Source organism: Pseudomonas phytophila (assembly GCF_025643095.1).
GTDB classification, from domain to species: Bacteria; Pseudomonadota; Gammaproteobacteria; order Pseudomonadales; family Pseudomonadaceae; genus Aquipseudomonas; species Aquipseudomonas quasicaspiana.
Genome location: NZ_CP081201.1, coordinates 453,751 through 478,444, shown reverse-complemented (window position 1 = coordinate 478,444; position 24,694 = coordinate 453,751). Strand labels below are relative to the sequence as shown.

General features: G+C 56.6%; 25 protein-coding genes and 1 pseudogene. 9 read left to right on the top strand and 17 right to left on the bottom strand.

What is annotated here, in order from left to right; all coding sequences use genetic code 11:
* Positions 1–40 precede the first annotated feature (40 nt).
* On the top strand, positions 41–685 hold the full coding sequence (locus K3169_RS02200; RefSeq protein ID WP_263269793.1) for a TetR/AcrR family transcriptional regulator: 645 nt from the start codon (positions 41–43) through the stop codon (positions 683–685).
* Positions 686–688: 3 nt separating this feature from the next.
* Here K3169_RS02200 and K3169_RS02195 read toward each other — a convergent pair whose 3' ends face one another.
* Positions 689–1,576: a LysR family transcriptional regulator gene (locus K3169_RS02195; RefSeq protein WP_263269791.1), complete on the bottom strand. Its 888-nt coding sequence runs from the start codon at positions 1,574–1,576 to the stop codon at positions 689–691.
* 236 nt (positions 1,577–1,812) lie between these two features.
* Between K3169_RS02195 and K3169_RS02190 the strand changes: the two genes are divergently transcribed.
* Positions 1,813–2,658, top strand: coding sequence for an alpha/beta fold hydrolase (locus K3169_RS02190; protein WP_122705721.1), 846 nt, complete (start codon positions 1,813–1,815; stop codon positions 2,656–2,658).
* Positions 2,659–2,914: 256 nt separating this feature from the next.
* Here the strand turns inward: K3169_RS02190 and K3169_RS02185 are convergent, their stop codons facing one another.
* The 7 genes from K3169_RS02185 to K3169_RS02155 all read right to left on the bottom strand — a co-directional run bounded on the left by K3169_RS02185 (position 2,915) and on the right by K3169_RS02155 (position 9,620).
* Positions 2,915–3,130, bottom strand: coding sequence for a molybdopterin-binding protein (locus K3169_RS02185; protein ID WP_020291765.1), 216 nt, complete (start codon positions 3,128–3,130; stop codon positions 2,915–2,917).
* A gap of 38 nt (positions 3,131–3,168) precedes the next feature.
* On the bottom strand, positions 3,169–3,984 hold the full coding sequence (ssuB, locus tag K3169_RS02180) for an aliphatic sulfonates ABC transporter ATP-binding protein (RefSeq protein WP_027902266.1): 816 nt from the start codon (positions 3,982–3,984) through the stop codon (positions 3,169–3,171).
* Positions 3,981–4,778, bottom strand: a complete 798-nt coding sequence (ssuC, locus tag K3169_RS02175) for an aliphatic sulfonate ABC transporter permease SsuC (protein ID WP_027902267.1) — start codon at positions 4,776–4,778, stop codon at positions 3,981–3,983. Before ssuC ends, ssuB begins: the two co-directional genes overlap by 4 nt.
* A 27-nt stretch (positions 4,779–4,805) precedes the next feature.
* On the bottom strand, positions 4,806–5,771 hold the full coding sequence (locus K3169_RS02170) for a sulfonate ABC transporter substrate-binding protein (protein ID WP_231677317.1): 966 nt from the start codon (positions 5,769–5,771) through the stop codon (positions 4,806–4,808).
* A gap of 341 nt (positions 5,772–6,112) precedes the next feature.
* Positions 6,113–6,751: a peroxiredoxin gene (locus K3169_RS02165; RefSeq protein WP_263269786.1), complete on the bottom strand. Its 639-nt coding sequence runs from the start codon at positions 6,749–6,751 to the stop codon at positions 6,113–6,115.
* A gap of 167 nt (positions 6,752–6,918) precedes the next feature.
* Positions 6,919–8,283 (bottom strand): OprD family porin, encoded by a 1,365-nt coding sequence (locus K3169_RS02160; protein WP_263269785.1) that lies wholly within the window; start codon positions 8,281–8,283, stop codon positions 6,919–6,921.
* An 896-nt stretch (positions 8,284–9,179) separates the two neighbouring features.
* Positions 9,180–9,620, bottom strand: a complete 441-nt coding sequence (locus tag K3169_RS02155) for a hypothetical protein (RefSeq protein WP_099267904.1) — start codon at positions 9,618–9,620, stop codon at positions 9,180–9,182.
* Between K3169_RS02155 and trmL the strand changes: the two genes are divergently transcribed.
* Positions 9,619–10,074 (top strand): tRNA (uridine(34)/cytosine(34)/5-carboxymethylaminomethyluridine(34)-2'-O)-methyltransferase TrmL, encoded by a 456-nt coding sequence (gene trmL, locus K3169_RS02150; RefSeq protein ID WP_027898931.1) that lies wholly within the window; start codon positions 9,619–9,621, stop codon positions 10,072–10,074. The genes K3169_RS02155 and trmL overlap by 2 nt on opposite strands.
* A gap of 179 nt (positions 10,075–10,253) precedes the next feature.
* Here the strand turns inward: trmL and secB are convergent, their stop codons facing one another.
* Genes secB through K3169_RS02135 form a run of 3 tightly spaced genes read right to left on the bottom strand, consistent with a single transcriptional unit; the run spans position 10,254 to position 11,455 of the window.
* Positions 10,254–10,742 (bottom strand): protein-export chaperone SecB, encoded by a 489-nt coding sequence (gene secB / locus K3169_RS02145; RefSeq protein ID WP_027898930.1) that lies wholly within the window; start codon positions 10,740–10,742, stop codon positions 10,254–10,256.
* A gap of 49 nt (positions 10,743–10,791) precedes the next feature.
* Positions 10,792–11,040: a glutaredoxin 3 gene (gene grxC / locus K3169_RS02140; protein WP_027898929.1), complete on the bottom strand. Its 249-nt coding sequence runs from the start codon at positions 11,038–11,040 to the stop codon at positions 10,792–10,794.
* Between the two features lies 1 nt (position 11,041).
* Positions 11,042–11,455 (bottom strand): rhodanese-like domain-containing protein, encoded by a 414-nt coding sequence (locus tag K3169_RS02135; RefSeq protein WP_027898928.1) that lies wholly within the window; start codon positions 11,453–11,455, stop codon positions 11,042–11,044.
* A 206-nt stretch (positions 11,456–11,661) separates the two neighbouring features.
* Between K3169_RS02135 and gpmI the strand changes: the two genes are divergently transcribed.
* The 4 genes and pseudogenes from gpmI to K3169_RS02115 all read left to right on the top strand — a co-directional run bounded on the left by gpmI (position 11,662) and on the right by K3169_RS02115 (position 16,809).
* Positions 11,662–13,194 carry a 2,3-bisphosphoglycerate-independent phosphoglycerate mutase gene (gene gpmI, locus K3169_RS02130; protein ID WP_263269783.1) on the top strand — a complete coding sequence of 511 codons (1,533 nt, stop codon included), beginning with the start codon at positions 11,662–11,664 and terminating at the stop codon, positions 13,192–13,194.
* 143 nt (positions 13,195–13,337) lie between these two features.
* Positions 13,338–14,660, top strand: coding sequence for a murein hydrolase activator EnvC family protein (locus K3169_RS02125; RefSeq protein WP_027898926.1), 1,323 nt, complete (start codon positions 13,338–13,340; stop codon positions 14,658–14,660).
* A 30-nt stretch (positions 14,661–14,690) separates the two neighbouring features.
* Positions 14,691–16,013 (top strand): S41 family peptidase, encoded by a 1,323-nt coding sequence (locus K3169_RS02120; protein WP_099267902.1) that lies wholly within the window; start codon positions 14,691–14,693, stop codon positions 16,011–16,013.
* Between the two features lie 3 nt (positions 16,014–16,016).
* Positions 16,017–16,809: pseudogene (locus K3169_RS02115) on the top strand (divergent polysaccharide deacetylase family protein).
* A 166-nt stretch (positions 16,810–16,975) separates the two neighbouring features.
* On the opposite strand, the gene K3169_RS02110 reads toward K3169_RS02115, so the two are convergent.
* Positions 16,976–17,752, bottom strand: a complete 777-nt coding sequence (locus K3169_RS02110) for a substrate-binding periplasmic protein (protein ID WP_099267900.1) — start codon at positions 17,750–17,752, stop codon at positions 16,976–16,978.
* A 209-nt stretch (positions 17,753–17,961) separates the two neighbouring features.
* Here K3169_RS02110 and K3169_RS02105 point away from each other — a divergent pair, with 209 nt between their 5' ends.
* Positions 17,962–19,470, top strand: a complete 1,509-nt coding sequence (locus tag K3169_RS02105; RefSeq protein ID WP_263269782.1) for a trypsin-like serine peptidase — start codon at positions 17,962–17,964, stop codon at positions 19,468–19,470.
* A 258-nt stretch (positions 19,471–19,728) separates the two neighbouring features.
* On the top strand, positions 19,729–20,787 hold the full coding sequence (locus tag K3169_RS02100) for an IS110 family transposase (protein WP_231678247.1): 1,059 nt from the start codon (positions 19,729–19,731) through the stop codon (positions 20,785–20,787).
* A gap of 410 nt (positions 20,788–21,197) precedes the next feature.
* Here K3169_RS02100 and hisF read toward each other — a convergent pair whose 3' ends face one another.
* The 5 genes from hisF to hisB form a co-directional block, all read right to left on the bottom strand.
* Positions 21,198–21,968, bottom strand: coding sequence for an imidazole glycerol phosphate synthase subunit HisF (gene hisF, locus K3169_RS02095; RefSeq protein ID WP_231672185.1), 771 nt, complete (start codon positions 21,966–21,968; stop codon positions 21,198–21,200).
* A gap of 131 nt (positions 21,969–22,099) precedes the next feature.
* On the bottom strand, positions 22,100–22,837 hold the full coding sequence (hisA, locus tag K3169_RS02090; RefSeq protein ID WP_027898921.1) for a 1-(5-phosphoribosyl)-5-[(5-phosphoribosylamino)methylideneamino]imidazole-4-carboxamide isomerase: 738 nt from the start codon (positions 22,835–22,837) through the stop codon (positions 22,100–22,102).
* Positions 22,838–22,943: 106 nt separating this feature from the next.
* The gene (locus K3169_RS02085) at positions 22,944–23,204 is read right to left on the bottom strand and encodes a DUF2164 domain-containing protein (protein ID WP_027898920.1); all 261 of its coding nucleotides are present in this window, start codon (positions 23,202–23,204) and stop codon (positions 22,944–22,946) included.
* Between the two features lie 5 nt (positions 23,205–23,209).
* The gene (gene hisH / locus K3169_RS02080) at positions 23,210–23,848 is read right to left on the bottom strand and encodes an imidazole glycerol phosphate synthase subunit HisH (protein WP_027898919.1); all 639 of its coding nucleotides are present in this window, start codon (positions 23,846–23,848) and stop codon (positions 23,210–23,212) included.
* On the bottom strand, positions 23,848–24,441 hold the full coding sequence (gene hisB, locus K3169_RS02075; protein ID WP_027898918.1) for an imidazoleglycerol-phosphate dehydratase HisB: 594 nt from the start codon (positions 24,439–24,441) through the stop codon (positions 23,848–23,850). Before hisB ends, hisH begins: the two co-directional genes overlap by 1 nt.
* Positions 24,442–24,694 lie beyond the last annotated feature (253 nt).

Here is a 24,694-nt window from a genome sequence, read left to right as displayed (position 1 = left end):
CGCTGTACAATCTCCGCAGCCCCGCCCACGAGAACGCCACATGACCCGCCCCGTCACCTCCCGCAAACCCCGCGCAGCCAGTCAGGCCCGGATCGGCTCGATCCTTGAAGCCGCACGCGAGTTGCTGGCGGCTGAAGGTGTCGCAAGCCTGTCGATCTACAGCGTGGCCGAGCGGGCGCAGATTCCGCCATCGTCCGTGTACCACTTTTTCGCCAGCGTTCCCGCCCTGCTCGAAGCGCTGACGGCAGACATCCACGCCGCGTTTCGCGCCAGCCTGCAAGCGCCCATCGAACATAACTTGCTCACGACCTGGCGTGATCTGTCACGCGTGGTCGAACAGCGCATGCTCGACATCTACAACGCCGACGCGGCTGCCCGCCAGTTGATTCTGGCCCAGCACGGGCTGACTGAAATCACTCAGGCGGACCGTCAGCACGACATCGAACTGGGGCACTTGATGCTCGAGGTCTTTGAGCGACACTTCGCGCTGCCGGTATTACCGGGCGATGTTGACGTGTTCGCCCTGGCCATGGAGCTGGGCGACCGGGTGTACGCGCGCTCCATGCAATTGCATGACGAAATCACCCCACGCATGGCGGAGGAAGGGATGCGGGTGTTTGATGCGTATATCGGGCTGTATTTACCGCCCTGCCTGCCGAAAAGAGAGCAGCCCCTGACGGCTTGATTTTCACGCAGGAATGGGCGACTCGTTCCTGACACGCGTCAACGTCTGAGCCAGCATCTGCTGCAATGCCTGTAACACCGGATCGTGCTTGCGCTGGCTAAAACGCAACACGTTAGCCACTTCTGGCAACGGCATACTGCGCTCGAACAAATGATTGATCTCGACGCGTTTGTCGACATTGCCCGCCGTCACCAACCCGATGCCCAGGCCCGCCGATATGGCCGACAACACGCCCTCAGTCGAGGGGCACTGCACCGCCACCTTGCAGCGAATGCCTGCTACCTGAAGACGATCCTGCGCCAGATTGCCGTAGAAACATCCTGCCCCGTAAGTCACGAGAGAAACCGTCGTGTCAGGGCTGTATTCCCAACCGGCAGGCACGCACCAGTTCAGCCGCTCACTCCACAGCAAGTGATCCTCAGTACTCAACCCGTGAGCGAAATCCTGATGCAAGGCCAGATCCAGCGTGCCGTTGATCAACGACTCGCGCAGCGCCTGACTCTGCTCGACGACGACACGAACGTCGACATTGCCGTGCTGCCTGGAGAACTTCGCCAATATCGGTGACAGCTGGGTGAGCGAAGCCTGCTCGGTTACGCCCAGTCGGACAGTGCCTTCAAGGGTAGATGGCGCAAACAGCGCCAGCGCTTCGTCGTGGGAATTGAGGATGCGCCGCGCATGAATCAGCAACTCGGCACCGTCGCTGGTTGCAACCAGACGCTGGCCTTCACGACAAATCAGCGGACGTCCGAGCTGCTTCTCCAATCGCTTGATCTTCCAGCTGACCGCCGACTGAGTGAGGTTCAGGCTTTCGGCTGCGCGGGTCACACTGCCCAGCTCGACAATGCTGCGCAGAGCCCGGAGAACGTCGATGGGGAGGCGTTGATTCATGTTTTCTTGTGGTTACCCAAGTGTGTGTGTGTGGGAGCAGAGCTTGCTCGCGATGCAGGCGACGCGGTGTGGCTTCTAAACCGGGGTGTCCTTATCGCGGGCAAGCCCGGCTCCCACAGAGAATGCAGAACACCAGCATGACAAAAATCGAATTCCAGCAGCATAAGTTGTCATTGGCGTCATGAAAACCCCTTCGATACGCTGAATCCGTCATCAACGTCTCGGAGACCACGCACATGAACAACCCACTGCTCAATCATCAGGTGATCATCGAAGGGCGACGTATCGCTACTGGCTGCCACGGCGAAGGGCTGCCGGTTGTGCTGCTGCACGGCACGCCTGCGCACTCGATCATCTGGCGCAACGTTGTCCCCGAACTGGTAGCTGCCGGGCTGAAAGTGCATCTGTTCGATTTGCTGGGTTTTGGCGCCTCGGAGTTTCCGCAAGATCAGGACACGTCAGTAGCAGCCCAAAGGATCCTGGTGGAACAGTTGCTGGATCACTGGGGGCTGGAGCGCACCCACGTAGTCGCCCACGACATTGGCGGAGGCGTTGCGCTGCGGTTGGCAATCGAAGCACCTGAACGCTTCTTGTCCCTGACCATTGCCGATATCGTCAGCTATGACTCGTGGCCATCTGCAAGCTGGCAGCACATCCGTGCGCACTACGCAGAACACGCCGTAATGGACGCAGACGAACACCGGCAATTAATGATCCGCCAACTGCGTATGGCGGTTTTCAATAAGAGCATCATGGAAGGCGAGTTGCTTGAGGCTTACCTGGCACCGATCACCGGCCTCATCGGCCAGCAAGGCTTTTACAAGAATCAGGTCGCGCATTACGACTCGCGCTACACGGAAGACTTCGCGCAACGCCTGCCCGAGCTGAACATTCCGGTGCAGATCCTTTGGGGTGCCGAGGATGAATGGCAACCATCATGTTACGCCCACCGCTTGCACGGCGACATTCCCGGCTCGACGTTGCAGCTCATCGACAATGCGGGTCATTTTCTGATGGAAGATCAACCGCTGATGTTCGCCGAGAAGGCCAGTGCGTTTATCCACAAACACAATCTCCTGTAGCAGCTCGTGGACTATCATCAATAACCATCTGAGTTTTAGACGATTTTCTGTAGGAGTGAGCTTGCTCGCGATAGCGTCAGGTCAGATGACATCTTCTTAACAGATCTAACGCTATCGCGAGCAAGCTCACTCCCACAGACTCCTTTTTAGCAGGGCGACAGCGCTGTCTGCATGAAGGGAGGGCTCCTACAGCCATGCGCTCCAACAAAAAACCCCGGAGGGCATTCACCGTCCGGGGTTGTTTTTTGCGCATCGGTCACAGCTTGGCGATGGAAACCTCGGTGGATTTCACGAACGCGATCACTTCACTGCCTACCACCAGCTCCAGCTCTTTTACCGAGCGGGTTGTGATGACTGAAGTCACGATACCCGAAGCAGTCTGCACGTCGATTTCCGACAGTACGTCGCCTTCGACGATTTCCTTGATGGTGCCTTTGAACTGGTTACGAACGTTGATGGCTTTAATAGTCATGATGATCTTCCTGTGTGGGATTGATGGGTAACGGTCGGTTAATTGGCCCAACGCAGTTGCGTAGGCAGCGGTGAAACGGGATCAGGTTCAGGAGGCGAGCCAGGCAACGACAGCACTCGTTCGAGCACTTGCGCTTCAAGGTTGGCCAGACGATGCGAGCCGCGGGCACGTGGGCGCGGCAGATCAACCAGCAAGTCCAGGCCGATACGCCCTTCCTCGATAAGAATCACGCGATCAGCAATCGCAACGGCTTCGCTGACGTCATGGGTCACCAACAACACGGTGAAGCCATGTTTGCGCCAGAGGTTTTCAATCAGTTGCTGCATTTCGATACGGGTCAAGGCATCCAGCGCCCCCAGTGGCTCATCGAGCAACAGCAGGCGTGGTTGGTGAATCAGCGCACGAGCCAGAGCCACACGCTGCTTCTGCCCACCGGACAATGCCGCTGGCCATTCCTCGGCTCGTTCGGCCAGGCCCACCGCCTCAAGAGCTTCCAGTGCTTTACCGCGCCAGTCTCCGCTGAGACCGAGGCCGACGTTGTCGATGATCTTCTTCCAGGGCAATAGACGCGCTTCCTGGAACATGAGGCGCGTGTCTTCACGGGCGTCAGCCAATGCACCAGAACCCGCCAACAGTTGCCCGGCAGTTGGCTTGTCGAGCCCGGCCAGCAAACGCAGCAGCGTACTTTTGCCACAACCGCTGCGGCCGACCACGGCAACGAACTGCCCGGCCGGAATGTGCAGATCGATGTTCTTCAACACTTCACGGCTGCCGAACGCTTTCTTCAGCTGTTGAACCGCCAGAGGGATGCCGCGCAGCAGATGCGCGGGCTGTTGCTGTTTCAAGCTGCTCATGCGGCACCGCCTTTAGTCACTTGATAGGCCGGGTGCCAGCGCAGGCAAACGCGCTCCAAACCACGCGCAGCCAGGTCGGCCAGCTTGCCCAATATTGCGTACAGCACGATGGCCAGTACCACGACGTCCGTTTGCAGGAATTCCCGGGCGTTCATTGCCAGGTAGCCAATACCGGAGCTGGCAGAAATGGTTTCAGCGACGATCAGCGTCAACCACATAAAGCCCAATGCGAAGCGCACGCCGACCAGAATCGAAGGCATCGCCCCTGGCAGAATCACATGCCAGAACAGACCGAAGCCGGACAAACCATAGCTGCGGGACATCTCGACCAGCGCGGGATCAATGTTGCGAATCCCGTGATAAGTATTCAGGTAAATCGGGAACAAGGTGCCCAATGCGACCAGAAAGACCTTGGCGGTTTCGTCGATGCCGAACCACAGAATCACCAGCGGGATCAGCGCCAGATGAGGGATGTTACGGATCATCTGTACCGAGCTGTCCAGCAGGCGTTCGCCCCATTTCGACAGGCCGGTGATAAAACCCAGTGCCAGGCCAATGCCGCCACCGATAGCGAAGCCGACGCCTGCGCGCCAGCCGCTGATTGCCAGATGGGTCCAGATTTCACCACTGGAAACCAGATTGACGCCCGCCTCTATGACCGCGCTCGGCGCAGGCAGAATGCGGGTGGACAGCCAGCCAGCGCTGACCGACAGCTGCCAGATAGCCAGCAGCAGAATCGGCAGAGCCCAAGGCGCGAGGCGCTGGATTGTTCGTTGCGAAGCACTAGTGCTCATGGAGTTGTCTCCTCAGGGTCCGACTGATTACGGCGCTTTCGCGACGGCGGCGGGCGGCGTCCAGACCACATCCGCGATGTTCAGCGGCTTTGGAATCAACTTGAGCTGATAAAACGTATCAGCGATTTTTTGCTGCGAGGCGACCACTTGCGGCGTCAGGAACAGCGCTCCGTAGCCTTGGCGTTTGACCGACGTCAGGGTGATATCCGCAGGCAGACCGAGCAGAGGAGCAACCTGTTTGGTCACCTCTTCGGGGTGAACCTTGGACCACTCCCCTACCGCGCGAACTTCTTCAATCAGCGCCTGAACGACTTTCGGGTTTTTCTGAGCATAAGGCTTGGTCGCCAGATAGAACTGGTGGTTATCCACAATCCCGGTGCCATCGCGCAGGGTTTTCGCTTGCAGTTGTTGCTCGGCAGCTGACTGGTAGGGATCCCAGATAACCCAGGCATCAACGCTGCCACGCTCGAATGCCGCGCGGGCATCGGCTGGCGGCAGGAACACAGTCTGGATATCGGTGTATTTCAGGCCCGCATCTTCAAGGGCTTTAACCAACAGGTAATGCACGTTGGAGCCTTTGTTGAGGACGACTTTCTTGCCTTTGAGCTCTTTTACGGAAGTGATCGGTGAATCCTTGGGTACCAGAATCGCTTCGCTGGTCGGCGCGGGAGGCTCGTAAGCGACATACACCAGATCAGCACCCGCAGCCTGGGCAAACACCGGCGGCGTTTCGCCCGTCACACCAAAATCAATGGAGCCGACGTTCAGACCTTCAAGCAACTGAGGGCCCCCGGGAAACTCGGTCCATTGCACTTGCACGCCTTGCTCGGCCAGACGCTTCTCCAGCGTGCCTTTGGCCTTGAGCAGCACCAGCGTGCCGTATTTCTGATAACCGATACGCAAGGTCTCGGCCTGTGCCTGGGTGACAGCGCCGAAGGCGACCGCTGCGGCAAACAGAGCGACCAAACCTTGACGCAAAATAGCTGTGCGCATGGCGCGCTCCTTTGCTAATTCAGTGGCACCTGCTGGCCCGTTGGCGGACGAGTAAGGTGTGAGGGTTTTGTTGAATTGCAGTGACCATATCAGTGATTTTTTATATCCATAAATCTTATTTTTTCATTTGGTTATTCTTTAAATGCATATGAAGGGATTGCATGATTTTTGTGGGAGCAGAGCTTGCTCGCGATAGGACTGGACGCGATTGACCTGATATCTGTGCCGCCCTTATCGCGAGCAAGCTCTGCTCCCACAAGGGGATCCAGTGTTATTCGAGACATATAAAAAAGGGCCGACGAATCGGCCCAAGCTAACCCCATCTGTCGTGGAGGGGTGATTCAGCGATTAGGCTGTGGCGTCAGACGCAGGTACGGTTTGACGGCTCTATAGCCTTTTGGAAAGCGTTGCTTGATCTCGTCTTCATCCTTGAGCGAAGGCACGATCACCACGTCATCACCGTCGACCCAGTTAGCGGGCGTGGCGACTTTGTGGTTGTCGGTGAGTTGCAAGGAGTCGATGACCCGCAGAATCTCGTTGAAGTTACGCCCGGTACTGGCCGGATAAGTGATGGTCAGACGCACCTTCTTGTTCGGATCGATCACGAACAGAGAGCGTACGGTCAGGGTTTCACTGGCGTTCGGGTGGATCAGGTCGTACAGCTCGGACACCTTGCGATCTGCGTCCGCGAGGATCGGGAAGTTGACGGTAGTGTTCTGGGTTTCGTTGATGTCGTCGATCCACTTGATGTGGGAATCGACTGGATCCACAGAGAGCGCAATGGCCTTCACGCTGCGCTTGGCGAACTCGTCCTTGAGCTTGGCGGTGAAACCTAATTCGGTGGTGCAGACCGGGGTGAAGTCAGCGGGGTGGGAGAACAACACGCCCCAGCTGTTACCCAGCCATTCGTGAAACCGGATACGACCTTCGCTGGAATCCTGTTCAAAATCAGGGGCGATATCGCCAAGTCGCAAGCTCATGGATGTGGCTCCTTATTGTGATGTTTGCTCATTCATTGAAGCCACTTTGCGCCCCTTCGTTAGAAATTAAAAAGAATAGATAACGCTTTGAATATAGCGTTTGGAGATATCAAATTTCAGGCAAAAAGAACCCCGCCGAAGCGGGGTTCCTTTTCAACTGACCAGGCTTATTTGAAAGCGTAGGTGTAGTTGAAGATGACGCGGGTTTGATCGGTGTTGGCCGAGTTGTTCAGATCGCCATCTGCACGATAGGTACCGTGACGGACAGTGGTACCGAAACCTTTCAAAGGACCGCTCTGGATTACGTAGTCAACACGCATGTCGCGTTCCCACTCGGAGAATTCACGACCCTCGTTGACAGTCCCTTGAACGCCTTTGATGTCTTCAGCGTGAATATAGGCAATCGCTGCCTTCAGGCCTGGAACGCCAACACGAGCGAAGTCGTAGGAGTACTGACCAAAGGTGGAGTTTTCACCGGCACGGGTGAAGCTGTTGACCATGGCGTCGGTGAAGAGGTAAACGCTAGCGCCCCCGTTACCTTCGTTGATATTGGTACCATTTTTGGTAACGCTGCCTTGGTTCAGGAACACCATGCCTCCGTCGTCGCCAACCTGTTGGTGACCAACCAAGAATGCATGACCACCCAAGGAGTAGGTAAACATCGCAGACCAAGTCTGGTTATCAACCTCACCCGGATTTTTGGCGTAGCCGTTGTTGTTGTTGAAAATGTAGCCAGTGTCACCGTTCTTGCCATCGGAGCTGCTGTTAAAGTAACGCAGATCAGTTTTGAACGACTGATCTTCGCCAAGAGGCAGTACGTGTATCAGGCCCAGGAAGTGTTGCTTGTAGTAATCTTCCAGATTGGCGTAGTAGTACTGCAGGGTCAGGTCTTTAGTGACCTTCCAATCACCACCAGCGAAGCGGAACGTGTTGCTGCCTTCAGTACCGCCATTGACAGAAAGATCGGTCCAGTTGCTGGAAGCACGACCGATTGCCTTACTGAGCTGACCAGCAGTCAGAGTGACGTTATCGATTTCTTTCGAAGTAACCACGCCGCCTTGGAAAGCTTGCGGCAGCAAACGACCATCATTGGATACAAGGATTGGCAGGTTAGGTGCCAAAGCGTTACCAAGACGCAGTTCAGTTTTGGAGAAGCGAGCCTTGGCGTTACCGCCTAGACGAGTCCACTCATTTACAGAACGGGCACGGCCTTCGCTGTCAAAATCGGTAGGGGAGATGCCACCGTTCGCTGCGTGACTGCCGCGTCCGCCATCAAGATGCACGCCAACCAATGCCTGCAAATCCAGACCGAAGCCCACAGTGCCCTGAGTAAAACCAGACAGGTAGTCAAATTTCAAACCAGTAGCAGTTTCGCGGTTGTTGTCAGCCGAACCAGACTCGCGGAAATCGTTATCAAAATACAGAGTACGCGAACTAACGGACGCTTTGCTGTCTTCCAGAAAACCTGCTGCACCGGCCTGCTGAGCCATAACGCCGAAGGCTACAGCCATGGCCAGAGTGGACTTCTTCATGAATCGCTCCTCGTGAATCTTAATTTTTTATAATTTCTGGTGCCGAGGCCCTGGGACGCTCTGACCCAAAAATTTACGGTTAGCGCTAAACCCGACCGAAGCCAATGGTTAATCAGCGCCTCAAGACCAATGACCCACCGGTCACGGTGGTCGCAGGGTAGTGAACATTTAACAAATCGAAAAAGAATTATTACTGAGCTTTTAAGACCTGTCGGTTATATGTCACATACCATGTCGGATCCATCCGTCATTGAGTGTATCGAGCTGTTTCACTAATTCCTAAATAATATTTCACTGCCGTTCGTCAGATCATTCTGACTGGTCGAACGGAAAGCGAAAAGCGACCTGCATGCTCTCCGGAATCAGCCCACCCAAAACAGTTCAACAAACACTCAAAACCCCGCATTCATTGAGGCGCAGAGGTTACATCACCGATTGTTACAGTTGTCATCACCCGAACGCAGCCCCGTAAAATTTGTTCTGAGAAAAGTTTTAATCGGCCGTTTCAGGACCATCTGTCGGCCGATTTTGGGGCTGCGGGAGGGCACCTGACAGCGAGCGCAGCGAACAAAATCGGGAAATTGTTGTCGTGCGGCGTAATTGGGAAACGTTAAAACCGTGCATCCAACGCCAGGTTTGCACCATAACGAAGCGATTTTTGCGCTCGGCAAAACTCAGGCCCATCCCGATCCGGCAGCCTGAATGGACGCTGAACACACATTTGATAAGTGAATGAAACACTCGAGAAGCCCGAAAACACGGGCTTGGGGGGCACGAAACAGGACAGGCAAATATTTTTGAAAGCAGAAATTTCAAAACTGGCACGACGCCTGCAATAGGTTACGTATCACCAGTTTTGGGGACCTTGGTACAGGCAGGCCGGGGATTCCCCTCTTTTATTCCTCTCGGAGACTGACCTCCAGTCTCCAGCGCCCGTCCAGCTCCGCACCGCGCAAGTCGCCGTGCAGAGGACGGGCCGCCAGCAGAGTCAGCAGCAAATCCTTCTTGTCCCGCTCCAGCTTCCAGCGCACATCCTTTCCGTTGACCTTCAGTTGCCCTCTCCACGGCTGACCTTTGGCCGCAAAGCGCATGGCGAACGTTCCGTCCTGGTGCTCAGGCACAACCTCAGGTTCACGGTTGAACCACAAGGCAAGCCCGGTCGGCTGTTCCTCTATCTGCAGCAGTTCCAGCGGAGTCGGCTCGGTAAGACGCCCGATCATCAAGCCGACCAAAAGCCCGACAATTGCCAGCGAACCCAGAACCTTTGGCCATAGCTTCGGCCGCGGGTCCTCTTCAGGGGTAGAATGCTCCCCATTCTTCAGCTCGGAGCCGTGCATGTTTCACGTCATCCTTTTTCAACCAGAAATTCCGCCGAATACCGGCAATGTCATCAGGCTGTGCGCCAATACCGGCAGCACCCTGCATTTGATCGAGCCCTTGGGCTTCGAACTGGATGACAAACGCCTGCGCCGCGCCGGGCTCGATTATCACGAGTTCGCCACTTTGCAGACCCATCCCGACCTCGCCAGTTGCCTGGAAAGCATCGGTCATCCGCGGCTGTTTGCTTTTACCACAAAAGGCTCTCGCCCCTTCCACGACGCCAGCTTTCAGGAAGGTGACGCTTTCCTGTTCGGCCCGGAAAGCCGTGGCCTGCCTGCTGAAGTTCTGGATGCCCTGCCCTCCGATCAGCGACTGCGCTTGCCGATGCGTGAGGGTTGTCGGAGCCTGAATCTGTCCAACACCGTTGCCGTGGCAGTGTATGAAGGCTGGCGGCAGTTGGGATTCAAGTAGACGTGGTCTTTCCCTGTGGGAGCGAATTCATTCGCGAAGGCGGGTGTGTCAGTCACCATCATCGGAGCCTGACTCACCGCTTTCGCGAATGAATTCGCTCCCACAGGTCATATTCCAACGCCTTCATAACCCACAAAAAAGCGCCTCAAAAGGCGCTTTTTTGGGTCCAGCTAAAACACTTACTGAACAGTAGGTGTTTCGCCAGCAGCCTGCATGCGCTGCAGTTCTTGCGCGTACAGGGCATCGAAGTTCACCGGGGACAGCATCAGCGCCGGGAAAGAACCACGGACGACCAGGCTGTCGATGGTTTCGCGAGCATACGGGAACAGAATGTTCGGGCAGAACGCACCCAGCGTATGGCTCATCGAACCTTGATCCAGGCCTTTGATCAGGAAGATGCCGGCTTGCTGCACTTCAACGATGAAAGCCACTTCGTCACCGTTGTTGACGGTAACCGACAACGTCAGCACCACTTCGTAGAAATCACCTTCCAGCGGCTTCTGACGAGTGTTCAGGTCGAGGCTGACGGTAGGCGTCCATTCCTGACGGAAGATTGCAGGGCTTTTTGGCGCTTCGAACGACAGGTCGCGAACGTAGATACGCTGCAGCGAGAATTGCGGAGCATCTTCTTCGTTGGTAGCGGTGCCGTTTGTCGGTTGATCAGTCATCTCGGGTCCTTTTAACGTTTAAGTTCTGGAAAGAGGGTTGGAGTCAGGCTCAGAGCAGCTCATCAAGCTTGCCGGCGCGCTCCAGGGCAAAAAGATCGTCGCATCCACCTACATGGGTCGTACCGATCCATATCTGCGGAACAGAGGTACGGCCGGATTTTTTCACCATTTCGGCGCGAACTTGCGGCTTGCCATCGACTCTGATCTCTTCGAAAGCCACATGCTTGTTCTGCAACAATTGCTTGGCGCGAGTGCAGTAAGGGCAATAATCGCTGGAATAGACGATGACTTCAGCCATTTCACTTCACCAAAGGCAGATTATCTGCGCGCCAGGTGGATACACCGCCGGACAGCTTGGCAGCCGTAAAACCGGATTTGAGCAGCTCGCGCGCGACGGAGCCAGCCTGCTGGCCCATTGCGTCGACGATGATAAGAGTCTTGGCCTTGTGCTTTTCCAGCTCGCTGGTGCGGGTCAGGACCTTGTCGTTCGGGAAGTTCAGGGCACCTACGATGTGACCTGTGGCGAAATCCTTGGGGGAGCGGATATCGATGATCACGGCCTGATCCTTGTTGACCAGCGCGGTCAGTTCACCTGTGCTCAGGCTGCGACCGCCCTTGCTCAATTCGTAGGCGATCAGCATCCCCAGCAAAATGATGAAAGCGCCAGTGATCAAATAGTGGTTGGTAGCAAAAGCAAGCAGGTGCTGAAGCATCAGTAGGTTCCAGGGCGTTAAAATGTCGGCCAGTATACACAGCAGCCAAGGTCGGCCAAAGCCCGTCAGACAATGACGTCGATCAAGCCCATACGACATCGCGCCAGAACCGATAACTCCGGTATCGCGGCTCGCAATTGCAGATCAACAGCCCCTAAAATGCCGATCTGTTCTCCAACTTACTTTTTCAGCCACGAGTGGGATCTATGACTACCACGCCAAAACCTTTGGTCCTGATCATTCTGGACGGCTTCGGACACAGCGAGAGCCATGAGGGCAACGCCATTCTGGCAGCCAAAATGCCGGTCATGGACCGCCTGTACAAGTCGATGCCCAATGGCCTGATCTCGGGTTCGGGCATGGATGTCGGTCTACCGGACGGTCAGATGGGCAACTCCGAAGTCGGCCACATGAACCTGGGTGCCGGGCGCGTGGTTTATCAGGATTTCACTCGAGTCACCAAAGCCATTCGCGATGGCGAGTTCTTCCAGAACCCCACTATTTGTAGCGCAGTGGATAAAGCCGTTGGTGCAGGCAAGGCCGTACACATTCTCGGCCTGCTGTCGGACGGTGGCGTTCACAGCCATCAGGATCACCTGGTGGCCATGGCAGAACTGGCCGCCCAGCGCGGCGCAGAAAAAATCTACCTGCACGCCTTCCTCGACGGTCGTGATACGCCACCGCGCAGCGCGCAGAAATCCCTCGAACTGCTGGACTCCACTTTTACCCGCCTGGGCAAAGGCCGGATCGCCAGCATCATTGGTCGTTACTTCGCCATGGACCGCGACAATCGTTGGGACCGTGTATCAGCGGCGTACAACCTGATTGTTGATGGTGCATCGGAATTCAATGCCTCCAGCAGCGTAGCGGGCCTTGAAGCAGCCTATGAGCGCGGCGAAAACGATGAGTTCGTCAAAGCCACCAGCATTGGTGACAAGGTCACAGTGGAAGACGGCGACGCCGTGGTGTTCATGAACTTCCGTGCCGACCGTGCCCGGGAAATCACCCGTGTATTCGTCGAAGACGATTTCAAGGACTTCGAGCGCGCCCGCCAGCCGAAGGTCAACTATGTGATGTTGACCCAATACGCAGCCAGCATCCCTGCGCCGTCCGCGTTTGCAGCAGGGAGCCTGAAAAACGTGTTGGGTGAATACCTGGCCGCCAACGGCAAGACCCAACTGCGCATCGCGGAAACCGAAAAATACGCGCATGTGACCTTCTTCTTCTCGGGCGGCCGCGAGGAAGAGTTCCCGGGCGAAGAGCGCATCCTGATCCCGTCGCCGAAAGTCGCGACCTACGATCTGCAGCCTGAAATGAGCGCGCCGGAAGTCACCGACAAAATCGTCGATGCCATCGAGCACCAACGTTATGACGTGATTATCGTCAACTACGCCAACGGCGACATGGTGGGCCACAGCGGCATCATGGAAGCAGCAATCAAGGCCGTTGAATGCCTGGACGTCTGCGTCGGGCGCATCACCGAGGCGCTGGAAAAAGTCGGCGGCGAAGCCTTGCTGACGGCTGACCACGGCAACGTCGAGCAAATGACCGATGACCACACCGGCCAGGCGCACACCGCGCACACGTCCGAACCCGTGCCTTTCGTTTATATAGGCAAGCGCAATCTGAAAGTGCGCGAAGGCGGAGTTCTGGCCGATGTCGCGCCAACCATGCTGAAACTCATGGGCCTGGAAAAACCGGAAGAAATGACCGGCCATTCGATCCTTGTTGACGCGTAAAAACGCTCCAAACCGGCATGTCGCTTAGCCATATGCCGGTTTTTTATCTGTCAGGCCTCATACGAGGCGTTTTTTTTGCAGCGTGTGGCGGGCATACTAAGCCTGACACTTTTTTTCACAATTCCTCGGTATCGCCCACCCTCATGCTTCGCGCCTTGATCACCCTTGCTTTGATCTGCCTGCTCAATCCGGCGTTTGCCGACGATCAGCGGGCGCTCACCCAGAAACAGATTGACGCAGCGCGTCAGGATGTCACCGAGCTGCAAAAAGCGCTTGGCGACTTGCAGAAAGAGAAAGCCGGCGTCCAGAAGGACCTGCGTGGCACTGAAACCGAAATGGGTAAGCTGGAAAAGCAGGTCGAGGTCCTGCAAAAGGAACTAAAAAAGACCGAAGCCGAGCTCAATCGGCTGAACCAGGAAAAAAGCAAACTCCAGAGCGCACGCGTTGAGCAACAACGGCTGATCGCCATTCAGGCCCGGGCTGCGTATCAAAGCGGTCGTCAGGAATACTTGAAGCTGCTGCTCAACCAACAACATCCGGAAAAATTCGCCCGGACGCTGACCTACTACGATTACATGAGCCAGGCGCGCCTGACTCAGCTGCGCACCTTTAATGAAACACTGCGCCAGCTCGCAGGCGTTGAAAAAGATATCGACCTGCAACAGGCACAACTGTTGGTGCAGAAGAGTTCGCTGGAAACCCAGCACGAAGAACTCGACAAGGTTCGCCAGGAACGCCAGGCGGCACTGGCAAAGCTAAATCAGGACTACAAGTCGCGGGATCAGAAGCTTCAGGCACGGCAGCAGGAACAAGCTGAACTGGGCAAAGTTCTGAAAACCATCGAAGAAACCCTTGCACGTCAGGCCAAAGAGGCTGAAGAAGCCAGACAGAGAGCATTGGTCGCTGAGCGTGAGGCTGAAGAAAAACGTCAGCGCGAAGCCCAGGCGCAAGCCAACAGCAGTAGCAAAAGCAGCAGCCGAACCGACAGCGATGATGCACCAAAACGTCCGGCCAAAGCGCCAGGCGCCATGGTTTCCAGTGCTGGCGCTTCATACGGCGGAGCTTTCTCTGCAGTCAAAGGCAAACTTCCCTGGCCTGTTGATGGTCGATTACTGGCACGCTTCGGTGAAGCCCGCGGTGATGACGCTCGTTCCACGTGGGACGGCGTAATGATCAGCGCTTCGGCGGGGAGTCAGGTTCATGCTGTGCACGGCGGTCGGGTGGTCTTCGCAGACTGGTTGCGCGGCGCCGGGCTTCTGGTCATTCTCGACCATGGCAACGGTTATTTGAGTCTGTATGGCCACAATCAGACATTGCTCAAAGCCGCCGGGGACATTGTTAAAGCCGGTGAAGCCATCTCTACTGTTGGCAACAGTGGTGGACAGGACACACCGGCGTTGTATTTCGCTATTCGTCAGCAGGGTCGCCCTAGTGATCCGGCCCAATGGTGCCGCACTCAAGGATAAGTCGGTTCCACCTTCAGGAGTTCGTTAGACATGCCGTATCTGTCCCGCCTCACCTCGCTGGCCCTTGCTATTGCCGTCGTTATCGGCGCTCCACTGGCTCAGGCTGCAGAAGTCAAAGCTGCGCCAGCCACCGCACCGGCTGCTGCGAACACCGCCAAAGCGCCTTTGCCGCTAGATGAGCTGCGCACCTTTGCCGAGGTCATGGACCGGGTCAAAGCCGCTTATGTCGAACCGGTGGACGACAAGACGCTGCTGGAGAATGCCATCAAGGGCATGCTCAGCAATCTCGACCCGCATTCGGCCTACCTCGGTCCGGAAGACTTCCAGGAACTGCAGGAAAGCACCAGCGGCGAGTTCGGCGGACTGGGCATCGAGGTCGGCGTCGAAGATGGCTTCGTGAAAGTCGTCTCCCCTATCGACGATACCCCGGCGTCCAAGGCGGGCATCGAGGCCGGTGACCTGATCGTCAAGATCAACGGTGCACCGACGCAAGGTCAGACCATGCAGGAAGCGGTCGACAAAATGCGCGGCAAGATTGGCGAGAAGATCACTCTCACGCTGGTTCGCGACGGCGGTAACCCGTTCGACGTGACGCTTGCCCGTGCGACGATTCAGGTCAAGAGCGTCAAGGCACAGATGCTGGAGAACGGTTACGGCTACATCCGCATAACCCAGTTCCAGGTCAAGACCGGTGACGAAGTCGGCAAAGCGCTGGCCAAGTTCCGCAAAGACAATGGCAAGAAAATGAGCGGGTTGATTCTTGACCTGCGTAACAACCCTGGCGGCGTGCTGCAGTCGGCCGTTGAAGTGGCTGACCACTTCCTGACCAAGGGCCTGATCGTTTACACCAAGGGCCGTATTGCCAATTCCGAACTGCGCTTCTCGGCTGATCCGGCCGATGCCAGCGAAGGCGTACCGTTGGTGGTGCTGATCAACGGCGGCAGTGCTTCTGCTTCGGAAATCGTCGCCGGTGCCTTGCAGGACCAGAAACGCGGCATCCTGATGGGCACTGACAGCTTCGGTAAAGGCTCGGTGCAAACCGTGCTGCCACTGAATAATGACCGCGCCTTGAAGATCACTACGGCGCTGTATTACACGCCTAACGGTCGCTCGATTCAGGCGCAGGGCATCAATCCGGATATCGTGGTGCGTCGCGCCAAGGTCACCAACGAAGCTGACGGTGAAGCGTACAAGGAAGCCGATCTGTTCGGTCACTTGGGCAACGGTAATGGCGGCGCTGACAAACCAACAGTCAAAGGTGCTGCCGCCAAGGCTCGCCCGCAGGACGATGACTTCCAGCTCAGCCAGGCGCTGAGCCTGCTCAAGGGCCTGAGTATCACGCGCGGCAACTAAACGATGCGTGTGCTCCTGTCTCGTTGGCTGCTGGCCGCATTTTGCGTACTCACTGGCGTTGCTCACGCAGCGCCAGCGACGCAGGCCAGCAAACCTCAGCCTGCTTTCCTGACACTGATCATTGATGACCTGGGCCAGAATCCGGCCCGGGATCAACGCGTGCTTGCCCTCCCCGGCCCCGTCACCTTGGCGATCATGCCGGATACCCCTCATGCCACCGAGTTTGCTCGTCAGGGGCATCGTGCTGGCAAGATCGTCATTCTGCACATGCCCATGGACCCGGCAACCGGTCCCTATGCGTGGCATCCCGAACTTCCCCTTGCCGAACTGGAAAGCAGGCTGAACGCTGCGCTGCTCAAAGTCCCCTATGCCGCCGGGATCAATAACCACATGGGCAGCCGCATGACCGCCGAACCGGTCGCCATGGGATGGTTGATGGCCGAGCTGCAGCGCCGTCACCTGTTATTCGTCGACAGCCGCACCAGCGCGAAAACCGTGGCGGCGGCCGAGGCACAAAAAATAGGATTGGCCAGCGTGTCCCGGGATGTCTTTCTCGATGATGAGCGCACGCCTGAGGCCATTACCCGGCAACTGAAAATAGCCATTGAGCTGGCCCGCAAACAGGGCTCGGCGGTGATGATCGGTCATCCTTACCCGGTGACGCTCGACGTGCTGGAGCGCGAACTGCCGCGCCTCAAAGCGCAGGGCATCGAGTGGATCGACTTGCGCCAGATGATCAGCGTGCGGGGGTAATCAGGCGACGGCTGCGCATGGCAAAAACGGGGTTTACCGGTAAAAACCGGAATCGTTAAAACGGTAGGAGCGAACTTGTTAGCGAAGCGATATGTCAGGCAGCCCCTTATTGCGACTTGGCGGCGGCGGGGCTTAAATCCGTGCCATCGTTCTTCGCGAGCAAGCTCGGCTCTTACCATTGACCGCGCTCCAACATTAAAAATGCGGTCTTACCGGTACTGGGACAGGATCTTGTCCACAACCCCTTCCGCTCGTAGCTGGTCCAGCGACGCCTGCAACTTGTTCACCACTTCGTCGGGCGTCGCCTTGTTGAGCGCCAGATACAGATCAGCGTGATTGAACCGCAGTACGGTCTTGAGGCCGGTGACGCCTTCTATTCTGGCCAGATAAGGCCCTGTTGGATCGCCCGCTGCCCACAGGTCTATCTGCCCGTTGACCAGTTTTTTGGCATTGTCCTGATCGCGCAGCAACAGGATCGGGTTCAGCCCTTGGGCCAGCAGTCGCTCACCAATGGCGTCACCTTTATAAGCACCAATCCGGTAACCCTTGGCCTGCTCCAGGCTGGTCAGTTTGATAGGGCTATCGGCACGGGCGAGCAGGATCCAGTCGTAGGAACCCACTGGTCCGACCCACTTGAACAGCTTTTCCCGCTCAGGCAAACGCGCTGTAGAAAACACCGCGTAGCCTGGCTTTTCCAGGGCCAGCTTGTAGATACGCTCCCAGGGGAACCGTAACGTCATGCTGTAGCTGATCCCTGCACGCTTGAACGTCTCGCGCACCACTTGCGCAGCGATGCCTTCAATGTTGCTTTCCTGAGCGAAGTTTTTGCCGTCGATTGCCATGTTGTAAGGCGGCAGATTTTCGGTCATCAGCACAATGGAGTCGCGTCCCGGTGCCTCAATGGCGTCATCGGCCAGTGCAGCCTCAGTGGCGCTAAAAACCAGAGCGCTGAAGGCCGTTAGGGCAATAAAACGAGATTTGAACATTGGCGCTCTCCATACGCTGACGGCAGACAGAGTGCAGCGCTCAAAAGCGCTTGTCCAGCACACATGGCGTATTGCCAACAGAGTCGCGCAAACAGATAAAAAAGATTTTCGATAATTATTTACTCCCGCTAGGGGGGAGGCTTCTGACTACCTGCCGGACAGAACTTCACCGCGAAATGAATCGCCGTGAACAACCGCAAAGGTCTGTCATGAATATCCAGATAACCGGCATCACAATCGCCGCCCTGCTCGCTTTCGCCCTGGCACCTGTCGTGCATTCGAAAGATTATGGCAACGGACGCGAAAACCTCGCGCCTTCACTGCTGCTGGAAAACAGTAACGGCCAGAACGATCACTGGAAAGGCATAGGTCGCCTGATCATTAACGCTAGCCATCCAGACTCGCACTGCACGGCGACCTTGATCGATACTAGGGATCACGACACCGGCACGTCAGGCCCCGCTTATGTTTTAACCAGCGCCCACTGTGTCTCGTTTGACAGTATGAACGTGGTGGCTCATCAAGCCAGCGACGGTCACATCGACTTCAACTACTTTCACGACACCGCCAACGATCACCGGCGTTACGCGCTAAAGCAAGTCGCCTGGAGCCGCCTGCGCGGCCTGGACATGGCGATCGTCGAACTTGATGCCAGCCTGCAGACCTTGATGGACAACGGTATCCAGCCATTGCAGTTGAAGACCTCGACACCTGCAATAGCCGCAGAATTATTGATCGTTGGCGCACCGACTCAATACCCGGAGAGAGGCTTGCGGCTATCAACCTGCCGCCACGTGTCCATCGAAACGCTGATCGAACAACCGGCTATCCATCGAGGCTTTTATAAAGATAACTGCCAAGGGCTGAGACCTGGAAGTTCAGGCAGCCCATTGCTCGACCGCTATTCGAATGAAGTATTGGGAGTTGTCTCTACCAGTACGGCGACCTCTTTGCCTGAAAACCGCTGCATGGAAGACGCGCCCTGCGAGCTTAAAAATGGTTGGCCGCATTGGTCCGCAGGCACTAATTACGCCAGCCCGACGGCTCACCTGCAGCACTGCTTCGCTCAAGGTCTATTCAGGGCCAGCACCGCTGGATGTGATTTGATGCCAAGCGTCACCTTTAGCCAGAAACGGCCAATGGTGAATTATTACCAGCGGGTGAAATACGATGCAGACGGCAGCGCGACACTGCCCACCTGGCAATTCGCATTCAGCCTCGACCAACCGCTCTACCGCTACAAATCCGTGCGGGACCCACAGCTCTGTGAAAGCCCGAACCATTACAGCGACGTAATGAGCGCAGAAGACGCACAGATCAACGACCCTGTAGGCGCAGAGCCGGGTATCTATCTGCTGTGTATCGTTGGCGTCGACTCATCCGAACAGTCGCCCACAGTAGCCATGATGAAAAGCCCGCTGGTAATCGCGACGGAAATTGCTGAGCCCGGCCCGACAAGAGCGCCGCAATTCGATATCACAAGGCAGAACAACGGAGATCACAGCATTCAGTGGCACTTTTCTAACCCGACCTTGAGCGCTTATGAATACAAGGCCGGAGCAGAATCAGAAACCGACTGTGATGAACCGGAGGGTTACGCGATCACCTTCGATGACGTGCAAATTGGCGCAAGCGAACTGCCAGTGAAACTGTGCACCAAGGCATTTGATATGTCGGGGCAACGCTCAGCGCCAAGGATGGATTTGCTGGGCGCTTGAGTATGCAACGCTAAGTAACAGCTCTGCTGCGCTGACACTGCACTATCACACTGCAAACGGAGAACTTGTGGGAGCGGTGCTTGCGCCCTCATCGCGGGCAAGCACCACACACAGAACCCACGCATCCCGTAATTGGATGGACTCGCCCAAGCCGAGGCGTCAGTAGCGCCACGGTGGCATTCTTAAGAAGCCAACGACAGCGAGGGCGAGTCCATGAAAAAGCATACGATCAAAAGTAACGCTTTGTCTTCAGCCGATGTGTCGGCTTGTTCAACAGTGGCTGTAGATCTTGCCAAGAACGTATTCCAGATAGCCGGAGAAGACGCCCTTGGTCAGGTCATTTACGAAGAGCGAATCAAGTCACGCGAAGCCTTTGTAGCCTTTTTACAAAAACTGCCGTCAAGCGTGACGGTGCTGATGGAAACCGGCCCTGGCGCACAGGCTTGGGCGCAGTTGCTGCAAGCTCAGGGCAATCAGGCGCGAATTTTACCGGCGCAACATGTCGCCAATCATCGCAGCGGCGCCAAGAATGACCGCAACGATGTCCTGGCGATATTGCGCTCGGGACGAGATGTAAACATTGCTTCAGTGCCCGTCAAAAGTAACGCGCAATTGGCCATGCAGGCCCTGCATCGTGTTCGGCAAGGGTATGTAAAGCGGCGCACCGCAATGGGTAATCAGATACGTGGGTTGCTGCTGGAACAAGGCATTGCCATGGCGCAAGGGGCGGTGGCCCTAAGCCGAAATGTCCCACGCATACTGGAAGACGCAACCCAGCCATTGCCAGATATGTTGCGCGAGTTGGTCGACGAACTGCTGGGCGAATGGAGTCAGCTGGGTGAACGTATCGACGTGCTGACGGGGCGTCTGGAAGCTGCCGCGCGCGAAGACAAGACAGCAAAGCGCCTGATGACAGTACGTGGCATCGGTCCTGTCATCGCTACAGCGCTACTGGCCAAGCAAACTGAACCTGGGCGCTTCGCCAATGCACGAATGTTCGCAGCCTACTTCGGTACGGTTCCTGAGCAAAACAGCAGCGGACAAAAAGTTCGGCTGGGCAAAATTTGCAAACGCGGTGATGGCTACATTCGCAGCCTTTCAATTCAGGGAGCGCACGCTGTGTTAAGGCAGGTGCGGCCTGACTCTGAACATCCGGATGATCGCCGTTTGAGACGCTGGTTAAGCCAGCATGGTCAAAAGGGAGCCGCCGTCAGATTGGCCAACCGAAACCTGCGAATCGTCTGGGTGCTGCTGCAAAACGATCAGACCTATAGTCGCCAGCCAGCGGGTTGCCAGGAGGCGACGATGAATCATTGAAAAAACAGAGTTCTGCCACCGGGGTGCTGGGTCACCTCAACCGCTGCTTAAGAACATTGACCCTTGGTCAGACCGTCGTGGATAGATGCCTACGGTCCTACTGGCCCTTTTGAGGCCTTATCGTAATTGGCATACCGCGAGCTCACCCAATGTTGGCCAGAAGCTGATGATGCTTCCTCGAATAGGCCTTATACATAGATGCAACCGGGTAGCAGTGTTCAAAAGCAGGTTGAATGTAGGGGCGAGTCCATACATAGGACCGGCTTTAGCCGGGAGAAAGTCGGGATATTCACTAAATTTTCTTTGGCGACATACCGCTCTCCCGGCTAAAGCCGGTCCTACAAGATCAAGAGCACGCTTGCAGACAAACATAGAACCTCCCCACAGGTTCTGCGCGGTGTCGTGAGACCTCAGCGAACCACGATGCCGCGCTTGGCCATGTAGGCCTTGGCTTCCGGCACGGTGTATTCACCGAAGTGGAAGATACTCGCCGCCAATACCGCGCTGGCGTGGCCTTCGATCACACCGTCAGCGAGATGCTGAAGATTGCCAACACCGCCCGAGGCGATGACCGGAATCCCTAGCGCGTCACTGATTGCGCGGGTTACACCCAGATCGAAGCCATTCTTCATGCCGTCCTGATCCATGCTGGTCAGCAGAATCTCACCGGCGCCGAGCTCTTCCATCTTCTTGGCCCACAGCACAGCGTCCAGACCCGTCGGCTTGCGACCGCCGTGGGTGAAGATTTCCCAGCGCGGGGTTTCACCCGGCAGCGAGACCTTCTTGGCGTCGATAGCGACAACGATGCATTGCGATCCAAAATGCTGAGCGGCTTCGGCAACGAACTCCGGATTGAACACGGCAGCAGTGTTGATCGACACCTTGTCGGCACCGGCATTAAGCAGGTTGCGGATGTCCTGCACGGTGCGCACGCCACCGCCCACGGTCAGCGGGATAAACACCTGGCTGGCCATGCGCTCGACGGTATGCAGGGTGGTATCGCGGCCATCGACACTGGCCGTGATGTCCAGAAAGGTGATTTCGTCGGCGCCCTGCTCATCGTACAGACGCGCAATTTCAACCGGATCGCCAGCGTCACGGATATTCTCGAACTTGACGCCCTTGACCACACGACCGTTGTCGACGTCCAGGCAAGGGATGATGCGTTTGGCCAGGGCCATTAGGTTATCTCCGATTTCTGTCCTGCCGGGATCCCGGTAGGAGCGAACTTGTTCGCGAGGCGTTCCGTCAGGCTCCATAGATGCTGAATGGCCCGACCTCTCGCGAACAAGTTCGCTCCTACCGAAATGGCTTAGCGCTGGTAGCTATCGCACAACGCCTGAGCTTCAGCCACGTCCAGCGTACCTTCGTAAATCGCACGGCCTGTGATTGCGCCGATGATTCCCGGAGCCTTGGCATCCAGCAATGCGCGGATGTCGCCCAGGTTATGGATACCACCGGAAGCAATCACCGGTATCCGCGTCGCAGCAGCCAGCGCAGCCGTGAACGGGATATTGCAGCCCTGCATCATGCCGTCTTTGGCGATGTCGGTGTAAACGATGGCAGAGACACCGTCAGCTTCGAAACGCTTGGCCAGATCAATGACCTGCACAGTGCTGACTTCAGCCCAGCCATCAGTCGCCACAAAGCCGTCTTTGGCATCAAGACCGACAATCACTTTGCCAGGGAATGCGCGACAGGCTTCAGCGACAAACTCGGGTTCTTTGACGGCCTTGGTACCGATGATCACGTAGCTAACGCCCGCTTTCACGTAGTGCTCGATGGTCTCCAGCGAGCGAATACCGCCACCGATCTGAATCGGCAGGGTCGGATAACGCTTGGCAATGGCAGTAACCACATCGCCGTTGACCGGCTGACCTTCGAACGCGCCGTTCAGGTCAACCAGATGCAGACGACGGCAACCGCCCTCGACCCATTTGGCAGCCATGGCAACCGGGTCATCGGAAAATACGGTGGAATCTTCCATCCGGCCCTGGCGCAGACGCACACAGGCACCGTCTTTGAGATCGATAGCGGGGATGATCAGCATGCTTTTTCCTTCGTCAAAAGAGCCACAAGCTGCAAGCCATAGGCTGCAAGCATGCGTACCCGACAATTCTTGCAGCTTGAGGCTCGTCGCTTGAAGCTGCTTCTATTCAATTCTTCTCGAGCGCCCACAAATCGCTTTCGATGCTTTCGAACCTCTCTTTGAGGTGCTGCTGAACATCGAAAATCGCTCGATTGTAATAATGCGGGGCAATCTCGCTGGTAAAGAACTCAAGCACCTCGGCGACTTCGAATGAACCAAGGTCCAGTTCGAAACGCTGAGAGAACAGCCGCTTGAGCTTGTCGATGGCCTGCTGCTCGTGCTCGGGGCTGAGCGTCAGGATCGGCGGCTTGCTTTTACCCTTGGCCATAACGATTACCAGCGACCGTCCCACGCGGCGAAGTTCTGCAGCAACTGCAGGCCATGGGTATGGCTCTTCTCCGGGTGAAACTGCACAGCAAAGCGCGAACCGTCAGCCAGCGCCGCGGCAAAGTCGACGCCATAATGACCGCGACCGACCACCTGACGCTGATTGGCCGCATCAATGTAGAAGCTGTGCACGAAGTAAAAACGCGCCATGTCCGGAATGCTGTGCCACAGCGGGTGATCCACTGCCTGCGCAACTTCGTTCCAGCCCATGTGCGGCACCTTCAAGTGCGCGCCGTCTTCATGCAGATCCTTGCCGAAGAACTTCACCTGGCCAGGGAACATGCCGATGCAATCCACGCCGCCATTCTCTTCACTGCTGTCGAGCAACGCCTGCATACCAACGCAAATACCGAGAAACGGCCGATCCTGGCTGACTTCACGCACCAGCGAGTCGAAGCCCAGCCGACGGATTTCAGCCATGCAGTCACGAATCGCGCCGACACCGGGGAACACCACGCGGTCGGCTTCACGAATCACATTGGCGTCGCTGGTGATGTGCACCCGGCCAGCGCCAACGTGTTCAAGCGCCTTGGCAACCGAGTGCAGGTTGCCCATGCCGTAATCGATGACTGCGACTGTCTGCATCAGAGCACACCCTTGGTCGAAGGCATTTGCCCGGCCATACGATCATCCAGCTCAACCGCCATGCGCAGTGCGCGACCGAAGGCCTTGAAGACGGTTTCAATCTGGTGGTGTGTGTTGGTGCCACGCAGGTTGTCGATGTGCAGCGTCACATTGGCGTGGTTGACGAAGCCCTGGAAAAACTCCTGGAAGAGGTCTACATCAAAGCCGCCCACAACAGCGCGGGTATACGGCACATGCATTTGCAGGCCCGGACGCCCCGAGAAGTCGATCACTACACGCGACAACGCTTCATCGAGCGGCACGTAGGCATGGCCATAACGACGGATGCCTTTCTTGTCGCCGATAGCTTTGCTGAAAGCCTGACCCAGAGTGATACCGACATCTTCCACCGTATGGTGATCGTCGATCTCAAGGTCGCCTTTGCAGTTGATATCCAGATCGATCAGCCCGTGACGGGCGATCTGGTCGAGCATGTGCTCAAGAAAAGGCACGCCGATATCGAATCGGGCCTTTCCGGTGCCATCCAGGTTGATCGAAGCGTTGATCTGGGTTTCCAGAGTATTACGCTCGACGTACGCCTTACGTTCGGCCATCACCAGCTCCGCAAAATCATTGGGCGAAAAAGGCGAGCATTATAGGCCCAGAACCGGCTGGCATGAAGCAAACAGAAGAAGGGAAAGAGAGAAGACGACGAATTACGGTTCGCCGAGGTGAATAAACGGGCAAATCACACCCCTGTTGGAGCGAGGCTTGCCCGCGAAGAACGATAACGGGATCGATCTGACGTACCGAGGCGACCGATTCGCGGGCAAGCCTCGCTCCAACAAATACCGGAACGAGGATGCC

What these genes read in the sequence shown, in the direction of transcription:
- hisH (WP_027898919.1), bottom strand. Translation starts at nt 23,848, where the DNA reads ATGCAGACAGTCGCAGTCATCGATTACGGCATGGGCAACCTGCACTCG.
- K3169_RS02200 (WP_263269793.1), top strand. Translation starts at nt 41, where the DNA reads ATGACCCGCCCCGTCACCTCCCGCAAACCCCGCGCAGCCAGTCAGGCC.
- K3169_RS02085 (WP_027898920.1), bottom strand. Translation starts at nt 23,204, where the DNA reads ATGGCCAAGGGTAAAAGCAAGCCGCCGATCCTGACGCTCAGCCCCGAG.
- gpmI (WP_263269783.1), top strand. Translation starts at nt 11,662, where the DNA reads ATGACTACCACGCCAAAACCTTTGGTCCTGATCATTCTGGACGGCTTC.
- K3169_RS02155 (WP_099267904.1), bottom strand. Translation starts at nt 9,620, where the DNA reads ATGCACGGCTCCGAGCTGAAGAATGGGGAGCATTCTACCCCTGAAGAG.
- K3169_RS02185 (WP_020291765.1), bottom strand. Translation starts at nt 3,130, where the DNA reads ATGACTATTAAAGCCATCAACGTTCGTAACCAGTTCAAAGGCACCATC.
- K3169_RS02160 (WP_263269785.1), bottom strand. Translation starts at nt 8,283, where the DNA reads ATGAAGAAGTCCACTCTGGCCATGGCTGTAGCCTTCGGCGTTATGGCT.
- K3169_RS02110 (WP_099267900.1), bottom strand. Translation starts at nt 17,752, where the DNA reads ATGTTCAAATCTCGTTTTATTGCCCTAACGGCCTTCAGCGCTCTGGTT.
- hisB (WP_027898918.1), bottom strand. Translation starts at nt 24,441, where the DNA reads ATGGCCGAACGTAAGGCGTACGTCGAGCGTAATACTCTGGAAACCCAG.
- trmL (WP_027898931.1), top strand. Translation starts at nt 9,619, where the DNA reads ATGTTTCACGTCATCCTTTTTCAACCAGAAATTCCGCCGAATACCGGC.
- K3169_RS02195 (WP_263269791.1), bottom strand. Translation starts at nt 1,576, where the DNA reads ATGAATCAACGCCTCCCCATCGACGTTCTCCGGGCTCTGCGCAGCATT.
- K3169_RS02170 (WP_231677317.1), bottom strand. Translation starts at nt 5,771, where the DNA reads ATGCGCACAGCTATTTTGCGTCAAGGTTTGGTCGCTCTGTTTGCCGCA.
- K3169_RS02190 (WP_122705721.1), top strand. Translation starts at nt 1,813, where the DNA reads ATGAACAACCCACTGCTCAATCATCAGGTGATCATCGAAGGGCGACGT.
- hisF (WP_231672185.1), bottom strand. Translation starts at nt 21,968, where the DNA reads ATGGCCCTGGCCAAACGCATCATCCCTTGCCTGGACGTCGACAACGGT.
- K3169_RS02135 (WP_027898928.1), bottom strand. Translation starts at nt 11,455, where the DNA reads ATGCTTCAGCACCTGCTTGCTTTTGCTACCAACCACTATTTGATCACT.
- secB (WP_027898930.1), bottom strand. Translation starts at nt 10,742, where the DNA reads ATGACTGATCAACCGACAAACGGCACCGCTACCAACGAAGAAGATGCT.
- K3169_RS02165 (WP_263269786.1), bottom strand. Translation starts at nt 6,751, where the DNA reads ATGAGCTTGCGACTTGGCGATATCGCCCCTGATTTTGAACAGGATTCC.
- ssuB (WP_027902266.1), bottom strand. Translation starts at nt 3,984, where the DNA reads ATGAGCAGCTTGAAACAGCAACAGCCCGCGCATCTGCTGCGCGGCATC.
- hisA (WP_027898921.1), bottom strand. Translation starts at nt 22,837, where the DNA reads ATGCTGATCATCCCCGCTATCGATCTCAAAGACGGTGCCTGTGTGCGT.
- K3169_RS02120 (WP_099267902.1), top strand. Translation starts at nt 14,691, where the DNA reads ATGCCGTATCTGTCCCGCCTCACCTCGCTGGCCCTTGCTATTGCCGTC.
- grxC (WP_027898929.1), bottom strand. Translation starts at nt 11,040, where the DNA reads ATGGCTGAAGTCATCGTCTATTCCAGCGATTATTGCCCTTACTGCACT.
- K3169_RS02105 (WP_263269782.1), top strand. Translation starts at nt 17,962, where the DNA reads ATGAATATCCAGATAACCGGCATCACAATCGCCGCCCTGCTCGCTTTC.
- K3169_RS02125 (WP_027898926.1), top strand. Translation starts at nt 13,338, where the DNA reads ATGCTTCGCGCCTTGATCACCCTTGCTTTGATCTGCCTGCTCAATCCG.
- ssuC (WP_027902267.1), bottom strand. Translation starts at nt 4,778, where the DNA reads ATGAGCACTAGTGCTTCGCAACGAACAATCCAGCGCCTCGCGCCTTGG.